The organism is Pseudomonas sp. P5_152 (assembly GCF_033989915.1).
Lineage (GTDB): Bacteria > Pseudomonadota > Gammaproteobacteria > Pseudomonadales > Pseudomonadaceae > Aquipseudomonas.
In genome coordinates this window covers 2,333,694-2,345,679 of the sequence record NZ_JASFAH010000002.1, presented here as the reverse complement: position 1 = coordinate 2,345,679, position 11,986 = coordinate 2,333,694, and the positions used below count along the sequence as shown (strand labels likewise).

13 protein-coding genes are annotated in these 11,986 nt (G+C 62.7%); 8 read left to right on the top strand and 5 right to left on the bottom strand.

Annotated elements, in window-relative coordinates:
* Positions 1-5: 5 nt before the first annotated feature.
* The 3 genes from QMK50_RS10675 to QMK50_RS10665 all read right to left on the bottom strand — a co-directional run bounded on the left by QMK50_RS10675 (position 6) and on the right by QMK50_RS10665 (position 2,952).
* Positions 6-647, bottom strand: coding sequence for an oxidoreductase (locus tag QMK50_RS10675; RefSeq protein ID WP_320333092.1), 642 nt, complete (start codon positions 645-647; stop codon positions 6-8).
* Between the two features lie 27 nt (positions 648-674).
* On the bottom strand, positions 675-2,393 hold the full coding sequence (locus QMK50_RS10670) for a C13 family peptidase (protein ID WP_320333091.1): 1,719 nt from the start codon (positions 2,391-2,393) through the stop codon (positions 675-677).
* A 103-nt stretch (positions 2,394-2,496) separates the two neighbouring features.
* Positions 2,497-2,952 carry a MaoC family dehydratase gene (locus tag QMK50_RS10665; protein WP_095166283.1) on the bottom strand — a complete coding sequence of 152 codons (456 nt, stop codon included), beginning with the start codon at positions 2,950-2,952 and terminating at the stop codon, positions 2,497-2,499.
* 184 nt (positions 2,953-3,136) lie between these two features.
* Between QMK50_RS10665 and QMK50_RS10660 the strand changes: the two genes are divergently transcribed.
* From QMK50_RS10660 to QMK50_RS10650, 3 genes are read left to right on the top strand one after another with little or no spacing between them, the layout of a single operon-like run.
* The gene (locus QMK50_RS10660) at positions 3,137-3,499 is read left to right on the top strand and encodes a CidA/LrgA family protein (RefSeq protein WP_320333090.1); all 363 of its coding nucleotides are present in this window, start codon (positions 3,137-3,139) and stop codon (positions 3,497-3,499) included.
* Complete coding sequence (locus tag QMK50_RS10655; protein WP_095166287.1) at positions 3,496-4,212, top strand: LrgB family protein; 717 nt, start codon at positions 3,496-3,498, stop codon at positions 4,210-4,212. Before QMK50_RS10660 ends, QMK50_RS10655 begins: the two co-directional genes overlap by 4 nt.
* Before the next feature lie 10 nt (positions 4,213-4,222).
* Positions 4,223-4,813 (top strand): LON peptidase substrate-binding domain-containing protein, encoded by a 591-nt coding sequence (locus QMK50_RS10650; RefSeq protein ID WP_320333089.1) that lies wholly within the window; start codon positions 4,223-4,225, stop codon positions 4,811-4,813.
* A 7-nt stretch (positions 4,814-4,820) separates the two neighbouring features.
* Here QMK50_RS10650 and QMK50_RS10645 read toward each other — a convergent pair whose 3' ends face one another.
* Both QMK50_RS10645 and QMK50_RS10640 read right to left on the bottom strand, forming a co-directional pair.
* Positions 4,821-6,137, bottom strand: a complete 1,317-nt coding sequence (locus tag QMK50_RS10645; protein ID WP_320333088.1) for a bifunctional DedA family/phosphatase PAP2 family protein — start codon at positions 6,135-6,137, stop codon at positions 4,821-4,823.
* Between the two features lie 43 nt (positions 6,138-6,180).
* Positions 6,181-6,864 (bottom strand): DNA-3-methyladenine glycosylase, encoded by a 684-nt coding sequence (locus QMK50_RS10640; RefSeq protein WP_095166292.1) that lies wholly within the window; start codon positions 6,862-6,864, stop codon positions 6,181-6,183.
* A 187-nt stretch (positions 6,865-7,051) separates the two neighbouring features.
* On the opposite strand from QMK50_RS10640, the gene QMK50_RS10635 reads away from it, so the two are divergent.
* From QMK50_RS10635 to mrdA, 5 genes are all read left to right on the top strand, one after another.
* Positions 7,052-8,323, top strand: coding sequence for a glutamate-5-semialdehyde dehydrogenase (locus tag QMK50_RS10635; RefSeq protein ID WP_095166294.1), 1,272 nt, complete (start codon positions 7,052-7,054; stop codon positions 8,321-8,323).
* Positions 8,292-9,014, top strand: a complete 723-nt coding sequence (gene nadD, locus QMK50_RS10630) for a nicotinate-nucleotide adenylyltransferase (protein ID WP_095166296.1) — start codon at positions 8,292-8,294, stop codon at positions 9,012-9,014. Before QMK50_RS10635 ends, nadD begins: the two co-directional genes overlap by 32 nt.
* Before the next feature lie 73 nt (positions 9,015-9,087).
* Positions 9,088-9,582, top strand: a complete 495-nt coding sequence (gene rsfS, locus QMK50_RS10625; RefSeq protein WP_095166298.1) for a ribosome silencing factor — start codon at positions 9,088-9,090, stop codon at positions 9,580-9,582.
* Between the two features lie 9 nt (positions 9,583-9,591).
* On the top strand, positions 9,592-10,059 hold the full coding sequence (rlmH, locus tag QMK50_RS10620) for a 23S rRNA (pseudouridine(1915)-N(3))-methyltransferase RlmH (protein WP_003185785.1): 468 nt from the start codon (positions 9,592-9,594) through the stop codon (positions 10,057-10,059).
* Between the two features lie 10 nt (positions 10,060-10,069).
* A complete protein-coding gene (gene mrdA, locus QMK50_RS10615) occupies positions 10,070-11,965 on the top strand; it encodes a penicillin-binding protein 2 (protein WP_095166300.1) in 1,896 nt (631 codons plus the stop codon).
* Positions 11,966-11,986 lie beyond the last annotated feature (21 nt).

Below are 11,986 nucleotides of genomic sequence, written 5' to 3'. Positions count from 1 at the left end.
CAGGGCTACTTGCCCAGCTTGCGCAGTTCGTCCGATTCCACCACCCGTATCCCATCCTGCTCCTCCAACGCCAGGCGCCACATGGCGCGGGCCAGTTGGCAGGCTTCGATGCCGCGATATTTACCCGGGATCAGCCTGGACAGCGGGCCGGCGAGTTGCTCGGCCAGGCGTGGCTCAAGACGTTCGCCCAGCAGCAGGGAGGGCCGGCAGATGGTCAGCTGCGGCCAGTCTTGCGCGCGTAGGGCCTGTTCCATTTCCCCTTTGACGCGGTTGTAGAACACCGAGGATTTTGGGTCCGCGCCGATGGCGCTGATCACGATCAGGTGGCGTGCACCCATTTCGCGCGCCCGTTTGGCGAAGGCCACCACCATGTCCAGGTCGACCGCGCGAAATGCCGGTTCCGAACCGGCCTGCTTGATCGTGGTGCCCAGGCAGCAGTAGGCGATGTCTACCCGGCCACTGAGTTGAGGCAGGAACACGGTAGGGTCGCCGACTGGGTTTTCCAGGTGCGGGTGTTCCGCCAGCGGTCGGCGAGAGGGCGCCAGTACGCGACTGATGGTGGGCTCGTTGAGCAACCGGTCGAGCAAATGTTCACCGGTCAGGCCGGTGGCTCCAGCGAGCAGTACGTGCTGAGGCGTCAAGTACATAGTGTTTCTCCCTTGATACTGTTCAGCTTAGTTGCTCTTTGCATCCGTGTTGTTCAACGCCGCATTTTGCAGCGCTTTTCGTGCTTGCTGCTTGCGCAGTGCCTGCCAGTGCGCCAGAACCCCCTTGGGTGCCCAGATCTGTGGTTCAGAAGCTTCGAAGTTGTCTGCCAGTTCCCGTTCGGCAACCGTGGCCTTGGCCAGCTTGAAGGCTTGCTCGAGGTCGTCGGTCTGGTTCAGTGCCTGGGCGAACAGGGCATCGCCGAAGTAAGTGAAGTCCGCTTCCTCGGAGCAGCCGAACGACACCCGGTCAGCCCGCGAGGCGGTCATGACGAGCGTGCGCTCGTCTTTGAGGGCAGGTAGGAAACCTCCGGAGTAGCAGGCGGAAATCACGATGATCTTGTCGCGGTTTTTCAGCGGTGCCAAGACGGCGGCCAACTCATCGGCGGGCAGGTCGGCCAGCTCCATGCGCGGCTGGTCGAGTACCAGTTCGTGTTCGTGGGTGCCGTGGCTGGTCAGGTAGATGAACAGCAAGTCTTCCGGACCGCTGCGCTCGGCCAGGGTCAGGGCGGCGCGGCGCAGGTTTTCGCGGGTGGCCATGGGCCGGTCGCCGAGGTGGTCGCGGTGGTTGACCAGGCGGATCTGGCCATAGGCGCCGAAACGGCTGGCCAGCATGTTGCTGACGTAGTCGGACTCGCGCAGGAATACGCTCTGCTTGCCGTCGCCGCCGAGCGTCAGGCTGTACAGTTCGACCGCGGGGGTTGAGGCAGGCACATTGGCCAGCGCTTCATCGAGCAGGCGGCCCTGGGCCAGCAGGCCCAGCTCCAGGGTGTCGGGCAGCAATTTGCCGTCGGCATCACGCACGCGCTCGCCATTGATCCAGTCGCCGCTCTGCACCGTGCCGTCGGTCAGTACCAGCGTGCCGTGGCCCTGATAGCTGTCGTTGTCGAACTGGCCGACGTAGAAGCTGCCATCGGGCAGGTTCAGGCGCCCCTGGCCGGTGAAGCGCCAGTCGCTGAAGTGCCCGAGGTAGTGACTGTTGTCAGCGCCGATCAGTTCGCCCTTGCCGCTGAGCGCGCCTTCCTTGAACTGGCCGATCCACACGTCGCCGTCGGCGTTTTCGTAGCGGCCCTTGCCGTGCAGTTGATTCTGTTTGAAGCCGCCGACATAGCTGTCGCCTTCGGCGCTGTTGAAGCTGCCAATGCCGTCCAGTTGGCTGTTGATGAAGTGGCCGCTGAACTGATTGCCGCTGACATCGCTGCGCTGGCCTTGGCCATTGGGTTTGCCGTGGGCGAACTGGCCCTGGTATTGGCTGCCGTCTTCGAGTTCCAGGCGACCGAGTCCGGAGTACTGGTCGGCCTTGAATTCGCCCCGGTAGGTCATGCCGTTTTCCTTGAGCGTGCCCTCGCCGTCGCGCCGCCCCAGCTTGAAGCCGCCGGTGTAGCTGCTGTCGCTGGTGGTCAGGGCGCCCTGGCCATGGAACAGCCCTTGCTGGAAGGCGCCGCGGTAGACCTCGCCATTGCTGCCGTGCCACTCGCCCTGCCCATGCCATTGGCCTTTGTCGAACTGGCCGGCGTACCAACTGCCGTTCGGGTAGTCGATGCGACCCTGGCCTTGCAGCAGCCCGTCGACCAGGTCGCCCCGATAGCGTCCGCCGTCGGGCAGGCGCGCGTCCGGCGGCAACAGCGATTCGCCGTCGCCACAGGCGGTGAGCAACAGGGTCAATGCGAGGGGTGCAAGTAAGCGCATAGCAGGATCCGGGTGATTAGGCGACCGAGTATGCCGCAGCTATGTGCCTGATAAATAGAGACGCGGTGCGAAACAGCAGTAACTGTTCCGCATCCGGCAGGGGTTACACGAACGCCAGTGACAGGGGTTCGGCGATATAGGCCGGTTTTTCCTGGCCTTCGATTTCCAGGGTGGCGGTGGCCTTGAGCAGCCATTGGCCGGGTTTTTTCTCGGTGACGTCGGTCAGTTCGACCTTGAGCCGGACCCGCGAATCGACTTTCACCGGCTGGATGAAGCGCACGCTGTCGAGGCCGTAGTTGACGACCATTTTCAAGTCCTGGGGCAGGACCATGATGTCTTCCATCAGTTTGGGAATCAGCGACAGCGACAGGAAACCGTGGGCGATGGTGCTACCGAATGGTGTCTGTGCGGCTTTTACCGGGTCAACGTGGATGAACTGAAAGTCGCCCGTGGCTTCAGCGAACAGGTTGATGCGCTCCTGGTCGATGGTGAGCCATTCGGAACGTCCGAGTTCCTTGCCGACATAATTCTTGAGCTCTGCAACGGGTACATAGGGCATTGAGACTCTCCTTGGGTTCATCGGTTTTATAGTTTTTTTTGAGGGATCAGGAACCACCTTAGATCATCATGGTCACGGGTGCCGGTCAAGCTTGCATACCAATGGCGAATACCCATGCATAGCAGATGCCATGCTTATAATGGCAGGCCCGTTTTGGGGGGCGAGTTTTGTGGGGGGATGATTCATGTTGCTTCGCGGCCTGACCTGGCTGGTGCTGTTTCAATTGCTCGGCACGGCCATCAACCATTTGTTGTTGCCGGTGCTGCCGGGGCCGATTATCGGCCTGCTGCTGTTGCTGGTGTACCTGATCATGCGCGGCGAAGTCGGCGAGCCACTGAGCCTGGCTGCCGGCAGCTTGTTGCGCTATCTACCGTTGCTGCTGGTCCCGCCTGCGGTGGGGGTGATGGTGTATGCCGCGGATATCGCGGCTGACTTCTGGGCGATCGCCGGCGCACTGGTGTTGTCGCTGCTGCTGTCCATGGCCTTTGCCGGGGTGCTGATGCAATGGCTGGTCAAGCACCAGGCTCGGCGGGAGGAGCGCTCATGATGTTTGACTGGCAGGGCGCGGTGGCGGCAGTGATCCATCACCCGTTGTTCGGGATCGGCATTACCCTGGGGGCTTATCAGTTGGTGCTGGCGGCGTTCGAGAAAACCCGCTGGATCTTCCTGCAGCCGGTGCTGGTGTCCATGCTGCTGGTGATTGGCGTATTGCTCACCTGTGGCCTGACCTATGCCGAGTACCGTAAAAGCACGGAAATCCTCAGCATCCTGCTGGGGCCGGCGACGGTGGCCCTGGCGGTGCCGCTGTACCTCAACCTGCGGCGCATTCGCCAACTGTTCTGGCCGATTTTTACTACGCTGGTGGTAGGTGGGGTGGTCGCTACCGGCCTGTGCGTGTTGCTGGGCTGGTGGTTTGGTGCCGAACACATGATTCTGATGACCATGGCGCCGAAGTCGGTGACCTCGCCCATCGCCATGCTGGTGGCCGAGCAGATCGGTGGCGTGGCGGCGTTGGCGGCGGTGTTTGTGCTGATCACCGGGGTAATCGGGGCGATTTTCGGCCCGGCGCTGCTCGATCGCCTCGGCGTCCATGGCCCCGAGGCCCGCGGCATGGCCCTGGGCATGACCGCTCATGCGGTGGGCACTTCAGTAGCCCTGCAGGAAAGTGAAGAGTGCGGTGCGTTTGCCGCGTTGGCGATGAGCCTGATGGGTGTGGCCACGGCGGTGTTGTTGCCGTTGGCGGTGTCGATGGTGGTGTAAGGACATGTCTATGAGTCTGGCGCTTTTCCCGCTGAATACGGTGCTGTTTCCCGGCTGTTTCCTTGATCTGCAGATTTTCGAGGCGCGCTACCTGGACATGATCAGCCGCTGCATGAAGCAGGGGGCAGGGTTTGGCGTGGTGTGCATTCTTGAGGGCGAAGAGGTCGGCCTGGCCCCGCAGGGGTATGCACTGGTCGGCTGCGAAGCGCGGATCACCGATTTCAAGCAGCAGGACAACGGCCTGCTGGGAATTCGAGTGCAGGGCGCACGACGCTTCAATGTGTTGCGCAGCGAAGTGCAGCGCGATCAACTGACTGTCGCCGAAGTCGAGTGGCTGGACGAGTTGCCCGAGCAGCCCTTGCAGGAAGAAGACGCAGACTTGATGGCCTTGCTCAAGGCGCTGGCCGAGCACCCGATGGTCGAGGCGTTGAACATGGGCACCGAAGCCGCAGGCCAGCAGTCACTGGCCAACCAGTTGGCCTACTTGTTGCCATTCTCCGAGCTGGACAAGATCGGGCTGCTGCAGGTCGATGATCCGCAACAACGCCTGGATGCGATCCAGGCGTTGTTGGATGAGCTTCAGGGTGAGTTGTTCGCCTGATATTGCCTCAGTACGCGTAACGCATCATCGCGTGCGGCAGATTCTGCAGGGCGTAGAAGCCGAACAGCGCCACCATCACGGGCAGGATCAACCACCAGATTTTCGCCGGTAGCGGATTGAGCGGCGCCTGGCGCTGGCTCAGCCACAGGCTGGCGGCACACACGCAGGCTGCGAGCATGGCTCCGGCCACCACATCGGTCGGCCAGTGAGCCCCCAGGTAAACCCGCGACAGGGCAATGGCCAGGGCCGGCAGGCAACCGATCAGCAGCCAGGTCAGGCGCATGCGCTGGGGTTGTCCTCGACCCGCCAGCACGGCCAGGGTCAGGAACAGCGCAAACGAACCTGAGGCATGACCGCTGGGCATGCTGTAGCTGGTCAGTGGGTCGGTCAGGACTTCCGGGCGCATCCGCGCGAACAGCTGCTTGGTGGCGGTATTGGCCAGCGCAGTCACCAGCAAGGTGCCGCCGGCGAACAGCAAGTGCCGCCATTGCCGCGTGGCCAGCAGCACCAGGGTCAGCGCCGCGCTGATCACCAGCATGTGCTTGAACTCACCGAGTTGGGTCAGCATCACCGCGAACTCGTCGAGCAGCGGTTTGCGGTGTTCCTGCACCAGGGTCATCAGGCCTTGATCGAAGGCGCCGAGGTGTGAGTAGCCGACAAACAGCCCGCCCAAGATCAGCAGGCTCAGGCCGGCGATCAGCAAGGTAGAGCGCCGATGTCCGCGCAGGCCGCTGTTGATACCCAGGCCTACCAGCACCGCGATGCTGCCCACTACCAGCCCGGCCTGGGGCCAGAAACCCTCGGGCAATGGCAAGCGGATAGCCGCCCCGGTGGCCCAGCCCGGCAGAAGATAGGCTACGGCCCAGCCGGCACCTGCCAGCAGGCTGACGGCAAAAAAGCGCGGGAAGGGCATGTCGAACATCCCGGCGACCATCGGCAGCATCGGGCGCAACGGACCGATAAAGCGCCCCACCAGCAAGCTGGCGATGCCATAGCGCTGGAAATAGGCTTCGGCACTGCCGATCCACTCAGGGTGGTGGCGCAAGCCCGGCAAGCGCCGGATGTTCTGATGGAAGTGCCGGCCGACGAAATACGACACCACGTCCCCCAGCACACCGCCGAGAAAGCCCAGCAGTAGGGTTTCCCCCAGCGACAGGGCGCCGCTGCCCGCCAGTACCGCAACGGCAAACAACAGGACGGTGCCGGGGACGATCAGGCCGGCAATCGCCAGACACTCAATGCAGGCCACGATAAATACGGCGGCCGCCAGCCATTGCGGGTTTGCCGTTAACCAAGCGGTCAGGCTATCGAGCCATGGGCCCATAGGTACAACTCCAGGATTGCTGTTGGCCCATCGAGGGCAGGGATCAGATCAGTAAATAGTCGCGGCCTTCGACCTGGCCGCGGCGTAGAGGGTTCCGTGTGCAATAGGGTGCGTAGGCACTGTCGACAAAGCGGTACATCAGGTGCTCATCGCGGCCGTGGGGGATGCCCAGGCGGGTGGTCTGGATCACATGGGTGGGCGGTCGGCCAAGGTCTTCGACAAACAGCACCTCATGGTCAAAGCGCTTGGCGTCCCAGGTCGGTACTTTCAGCCCCAGGGCCTTGCACAGTAGGGTTTGGCCGGCGCAGAGCTTCTGCGAGGGGCGCGGCCGGCCATTCGCATCGGGGTTGTTGAGCAGCATCTGGGCCAGGCTCGCTGGCCCCGAGACCTCGTCGACCCAAGGATAGGCGGACTTGATCAGTACCGCATTGCCGGGCCCGTGGGCGCTGAAGTTCAGGGAGTCGCCACCACGGGCGTAATACATATAGATGTGCCCGCCATCCAGAAACAAAGCCTTACGCTTTTCTGTGTAGCCGAGGGAGGCGTGACTGCCTTTTTCGTCGCAGTAATAGGCTTCTGTTTCAATAATCCGCGCCGAAAGCCACAAATCTCCGATCCGATGGCGGATCACCTTGCCCAGCAATTCGCACGCGAGCAATTGTGCGTCGCGGTTGAAAAAGCTGTCAGGCAGGGCCTTTGGCTGCGTGGGATGGGTCACAATGGTCATGGGCGGCAGCATTCAGAGAGCAAATGTGACGTTATGATAACAACCAGGGCCTTAATCCAGGCTGAAGACTGACTATTTGCTGTCCATTTCGACCATCCGCCCGTCACCGCTGTTAGTCGAGTGACGCGACAGCTATAATCTGCCGCTTTACTCTTTACCACGACCATAGCAAAGACCACTCCAGACTATGACTGAGTCCGTTCTTGACTACATGACCCGCTTGGGTCGCGCTGCGCGCGATGCTTCCCGCGTGATCGGCCGTGCCAGCACCGGGCAGAAAAACCGCGCCCTGCTGGCTGCCGCCAACGCCCTGGATGCCGCGCGTGCCGAGTTGACTGCCGCCAATGAGCTGGACCTGGCTGCTGGCCGGGCCAATGGCCTGGAGCCGGCAATGCTCGAGCGTCTGGCCCTGACCCCCGCACGCATCGATGGCATGATCGTCGGTTTGCGTCAGGTGGCGGCGCTGCCGGACCCGGTAGGCGCGATCCGCGACATGAGTTATCGGCCGTCGGGTATCCAGGTGGGCAAGATGCGCGTCCCCCTGGGCGTGGTCGGGATCATCTACGAATCGCGGCCCAACGTGACCATCGACGCCGCCAGCCTGTGCCTGAAGTCGGGCAATGCGACCATCCTGCGCGGTGGCTCGGAGGCGATTCATTCCAACCGTGCCATTGCCGCCTGCATCCAGCGCGGCCTGGCCGAGGCCGGCCTGCCGGCTGCCGTGGTGCAAGTGGTCGAGACGACGGACCGTGCCGCAGTGGGCGCGCTGATCACCATGCCGGAATACGTCGACGTGATCGTGCCGCGTGGCGGCAAAGGCCTGATCGAACGGGTCAGTCGCGACGCCCGGGTGCCAGTGATCAAGCACCTGGACGGCATCTGCCACGTCTACGTCAGTGCCCACGCCGATTTGGCCAAGGCGCAGCGGATTGCGTTCAACGCCAAGACCTACCGCTACGGCATCTGTGGCGCGATGGAAACCCTGTTGGTCGACCAGGCGGTCGCCAAGGACTTCCTGCCGGCCATGGCTGCCCAGTTCCGCGAAAAAGGCGTCGAACTGCGTGGCTGCGAGCGGACCCGCGCAATCATCGAGGCCGAAGCGGCCACCGAGCAAGACTGGAGCACCGAGTACCTGGCGCCGATCCTGTCGATCCTGGTGGTCGATGGCCTGGACCAGGCCATCGAACACATCAATCATTACGGCTCGCACCATACCGACTCGATCGTCAGCGAACACCAGGGCGACGCCCGGCGTTTTGTGGCTGAAGTCGACTCGGCGTCGGTGATGATCAACACCCCGACCTGCTTTGCCGATGGCTTCGAATACGGATTGGGTGCCGAGATCGGCATTTCTACTGATAAGCTGCACGCCCGCGGCCCGGTGGGTCTCGAAGGTCTGACCTGCGAGAAGTACATCGTGGTCGGTGATGGCCAGTTGCGCGGTCAGGAGCCGGTCTGACTTGGGCGACCTCGAGCCGTCAGCCACAGTGACCCGCCAGGAACCCTGTCCCCGGCGCATTGGCGTACTGGGCGGGACCTTCGACCCGGTGCACATCGGCCATTTGCGCGGTGCGCTGGAAGTGGCCGAGTCGCTGGACCTCGATGAGTTGCGCCTGACGCCCAGCGCCAGGCCACCCCATCGGGGTACGCCGCAGGTGTCGGCGCTCGACCGTCTGGCGATGGTTGAGTGCGCGGTGGCTGGAGTTGCACCCCTGGTGGTGGACGACCGCGAACTCAAACGCGACAAGCCGTCCTACACTATTGACACCCTGGAGCTGATGCGCGCGGAACTCGCCGCCGATGACCAGGTATTTTTACTTTTGGGCTGGGACGCATTTTGCGGCCTGCCCACTTGGCATCGCTGGGAAGAGTTGCTCCAGCATTGCCACATCCTGGTGCTGCAACGCCCGGATGCCGACAGCGAACCGCCGGATGCCTTGCGCAACCTGCTGGCCGCGCGCTCGGTGAGCGACCCGCTGGCCCTCAAAGGGCCGAGTGGACAGATTGCATTCGTCTGGCAGACACCGCTCGCGGTATCCGCCACCCAGATCCGTCAACTGCTGGCCAGCGGTAAGTCGGTACGTTTCCTGGTGCCCGACGCGGTCCTGGCCTACATCGATGCGCATGGACTTTACCGTGCGCCGAACTGAATAGGAGTGCCTCAAGGCACGTGGCAACAACGTGTATTGATGCGCCCGAACATACGAGCAAAACGAGTTTTATATGACTGACAAAGACCAAACCAAAGTAAAGCGTAAAGGCACGTTCAAGAGCGCCCCGCTGCCAGTAGAGGCACACACTGGCGTGATCCTGGCCGGCGAAGAGCTGGTCAAGGTTGCCGTAGCGGCCCTGGAAGACGTCAAGGCCCAGGACATCCAGGTGATCGACGTTCGTGAAAAGCAGAGCATCACCGACTTCATGATCATCGCCACCGGTACCTCCAACCGCCAGATCGGCGCGATGCTGGACAAGGTCCGCGAAGCGGTCAAGGCACAGGGCGTCAAGCCGCTGGGCGAAGAAGGCAAGGGCGACAGCGACTGGGTCCTGCTGGACATGGACGATGTCATCGTGCACATGATGACCGCCTCGGCACGCCAGTTCTACGACCTGGAGCGCCTGTGGGCCGGTGCCGAGCAAAGCCGTTCGGCCAGCGCCGCGCACCACAGCCCGGAAAACACCCATGAGCACTTCACCAAGCTCAACAAAGACCAGCTATAAGGGATCGCTGTGCGACTGCGACTGATCGCCGTCGGTTCACGCATGCCCAAATGGGTGGAAGAAGGTTGGCATGAGTATGCCAAGCGTCTTCCGTCCGAGCTGGCGCTGGAACTGGTGGAAATACCGCTCAACACCCGGGGCAAGAATGCTGACGTGGCGCGTTTCATTCGCCAGGAAGGCGAAGCCATGCTGGCCAAGGTCGGGCCGAACGAGCGCATCGTCACCCTCGAAGTCCATGGCAAGCCATGGAGCACTGAGCAACTGGCGGTAGAGCTCGATCGCTGGCGCCTGGACTCGCGCACGGTGAACTTCATGGTCGGCGGCCCCGAGGGGCTGGCGCCGGAAGTCTGTGCGCGGGCCGACCAGCGCTGGTCGTTATCGCCCTTGACCTTGCCGCACCCGCTGGTGCGCATCCTGATCGGCGAACAGCTGTACCGTGCCTGGACTGTTCTGTCCGGCCACCCTTACCACAAGTAGCTCTGCCCTCATGTCCCAGCCGATCCGCATCAAGGACCACGAAAAAGACGCCCGTCTGGTGCGTGGCCGCGTCGTGTTCGGGGCAATTGCAGTGGTGGTGCTGATCGGCGTGCTGATTGCGCGGCTGTATTTCCTGCAGGTGATCCAGTACGAGTACCACTCGACCCTGTCGGAAAACAACCGCGTCCACGTTCAGCCGATTCCGCCGACGCGCGGCCTGATCTTCGACCGTAATGGCGTGGTGATTGCCGACAACCGGCCCAGCTTCAGCCTGAGCATGACCCGCGAACGTTCCGGCGACTGGCAGCAGGTACTCGATGTGATCGTCGAGGTGCTGCAGCTGACGCCCGAGGACCGGGTGATCTTTGAAAAACGCATGCGCCAGGGGCGTCGGCCGTTCGAGCCGGTGCCGATCCTCTTCGAGCTGACGGAGGAGCAGATTGCCCGTATTGCGGTCAATCAGTTCCGCCTGCCGGGCGTCGAAGTGGTTGCGCAGTTGGTGCGTCATTACCCCCAGGGTGCGCACTTTGCGCACTCGGTGGGCTACATGGGGCGGATCAACGAAAAAGAGCTCAAGACCCTCGATCCGGTGAACTACAGCGGCACCCATCATATCGGCAAGACCGGTATCGAACGTTTCTACGAGCCCCAGTTGCACGGCCAGGTCGGCTACGAAGAAGTCGAGACCAACGCTCGAGGCCGGGTGCTGCGGGTACTCAAGCGCACCGACCCGATTCCCGGCAAGGACATCGTCCTGAGCCTGGACATCAAGCTGCAAGAGGCGGCGGAAGCGGCGTTGGGTGGCCGTCGTGGCGCGGTGGTGGCGCTGGATCCGAACACTGGCGAAGTACTGGCGATGGTCAGTCAGCCGAGTTTCGACCCGAACCTGTTCGTCACCGGTATCAGCTTCAAGGCCTATGCCGAGTTGCGTGACTCCATTGACCGGCCGCTGTTCAACCGCGTGCTGCGTGGCCTGTATCCACCGGGTTCGACCATCAAGCCGGCGGTGGCGATTGCCGGCCTGGACTCCGGGGTGGTGACGGCCTCCTCGCGGGTGTTCGACCCGGGCTATTACCAATTGCCCAACTACGATCACAAATACCGTAACTGGAACCGCTCCGGCGACGGTTTTGTCGACCTCGACACGGCGATCATGCGTTCCAACGACACCTATTTCTATGACCTGGCCCACAAGCTGGGGATCGATCGGTTGTCGACCTACATGGGCAAGTTCGGCATCGGCCAGAAGGTCTCGCTGGACATGTTTGAAGAATCGCCGGGGCTGATGCCGTCCCGCGAGTGGAAACGCGCCACCCGCCGCCAGGCCTGGTTCCCGGGGGAAACCCTGATCCTGGGGATTGGCCAGGGTTATATGCAGTCCACCCCGTTGCAGCTGGCCCAGGCCACGGCACTGGTAGCCAGCAAGGGCAAGTGGATTCGTCCGCACCTGGCCAAGACCATCGAAGGCGAAAAGCCGGTGGACGACAACCCGATGCCGGACATCATCCTGCGTGATCCGCTGGACTGGAACCGGGTCAACCATGGCATGCAGCAGGTGATGCACGGTGCTCGCGGCACGGCGCGCAAAGCAGCGATCGGCGCGCAATACCGGATCGCCGGCAAGTCGGGTACCGCCCAGGTGGTCGCGATCAAGCAGGGTGAGAAGTACGACCGCTCCAAGGTGCAGGAGCGCCACCGCGACCACGCCTTGTTTGTCGGGTTCGCGCCAGCCGACAACCCGAAAATCACCGTGTCGGTGATGGTCGAGAACGGCGAGTCCGGCTCCGGCGTCGCTGCGCCGGTGGTCCGTCAAATCATGGACGCCTGGCTCCTGGACCAGGACGGCCGGCTCAAATCCGAGTTCGCCAGCCCCAATACCGCGGAGGCTACGGCCCGTGAAGAGTAATTTTGATCGCATTCTCTCCAG